Here is a 1,302-nt window from a genome sequence, read left to right as displayed (position 1 = left end):
ATGATTTCTTACACACTTTTGGCCTATAACCCTAGTAGTGCGTGTATTAGTGCATGTATTACTAGTTGCGTGTATTAGTGCAAATTCTGTTCTTGCTTTCGTCAATCAGAACGAAAGTACGTTTATTACGCTCGCACAATCTCAGTGCACTTACTCACAAAATTTGCATTGAAAGCACATTCGCAACATACTTTTTATTACGTTATGTAGATTTGTTTTATTCCGTTATGTAGATTTGCAATCGTGCTTCCGATATATTGTGAAGTGGATTGTAAACAGTGGATTGTGAAGTGGATTGCGAACCATAAACTATGAGAACCGATCAGTATGCAACAATAGGTTCTTACGCTATGAGGGAAGGCAGTGATCATGATTGCAGGGATAGGTCACGATGTGGTGAATGTTGCACAATTTGCTGAGCAGATGCGCGAAAGTAACGGTTGGCGAACACTGTTTTCTACGCGTGAACTTCGACAATGCAGCCTACGTGCAGAAGCTAAGCATGATGATGAATCTTTGCATATTGCTGCGCGTTGGGCTGGCAAAGAAGCAGTGGTTAAAGCATGGTCTGAAGCGTTATCAATCAGTAATGGCATTTATCCGTACACGCTTGACAATACACCTTGGTCAAATATTGAGATTCTTGACAATGCTCACGGTTGCCCGCGCGTGCAGCTCTCACAAGAAGTACAAAGTAAGCTTTATCAATTATGTCATCATATATTTTCTGACAGTAGCAGCGAGAGTACCAGTAGCAGTAACAACAGTAGTAGCAACAGCAGTAACCGTAGCGATGATGGTTGCAATGATGGTAGTAACAGCTTGATTCGCTGGCATATTTCACTTACTCACGACGGATCTACACAAGATAATACGGCGATCGCTTCCGCTGTAGTCCTGCTCGAAATCTTGTAGTTTTTTGGTAGTTTATTGCGTAGTTTATTGCGTAGTTTATCGAGTAGTTTATCGAGTAGTTTTTGGTAGTTTACTTGATAGTTCGATGCGGGTGGTTGCTGTGGCGTGCGCCCGAGCTGCCATACAAACTACACCAAACTCACCTGCCATACCCAACTCACCTGTTACACCAGAAAAAACAAAAACCTCGCAACCGAAATTCATAGACAAAATTTAACAACTACGCAAACAAAGCCGACGCAAAACCAACGAAAAACCGACGAAAAATCGACGAAAAACTAAGCAAACACACCTACATCGCGTCACTTTAGCAGAAATCTCTCTCTGAAGAAATTACGGTAAAAAATAATAAAAATTCTCATACTATTTTGAGACTTGTTCATATAA

At 41.0% G+C, this 1,302-nt stretch carries 2 protein-coding genes; one reads left to right on the top strand and one right to left on the bottom strand.

Going from position 1 to position 1,302, the window contains the following annotated elements; translation table 11 throughout:
• The first annotated feature begins 369 nt into the window (after positions 1-369).
• A complete protein-coding gene (locus HMPREF3208_RS04155; RefSeq protein WP_064347363.1) occupies positions 370-915 on the top strand; it encodes a 4'-phosphopantetheinyl transferase superfamily protein in 546 nt (181 codons plus the stop codon).
• Positions 916-963: 48 nt separating this feature from the next.
• Here HMPREF3208_RS04155 and HMPREF3208_RS06895 read toward each other — a convergent pair whose 3' ends face one another.
• Positions 964-1,125 carry a hypothetical protein gene (locus HMPREF3208_RS06895; protein WP_230953081.1) on the bottom strand — a complete coding sequence of 54 codons (162 nt, stop codon included), beginning with the start codon at positions 1,123-1,125 and terminating at the stop codon, positions 964-966.
• Between the last annotated feature and the right edge of the window lie 177 nt (positions 1,126-1,302).

It is taken from the genome of Gardnerella vaginalis (assembly GCF_001546485.1).
GTDB lineage: Bacteria > Actinomycetota > Actinomycetes > Actinomycetales > Bifidobacteriaceae > Bifidobacterium > Bifidobacterium vaginale_D.
Note: the sequence above shows the minus strand (reverse complement) of the source record. Positions and strands in the feature narration are given on the sequence as shown.

Bases quoted from the DNA above. Each gene is read 5' to 3' on its own strand.
- HMPREF3208_RS04155 (WP_064347363.1), top strand. From the start codon at position 370: ATGATTGCAGGGATAGGTCACGATGTGGTGAATGTTGCACAATTTGCT.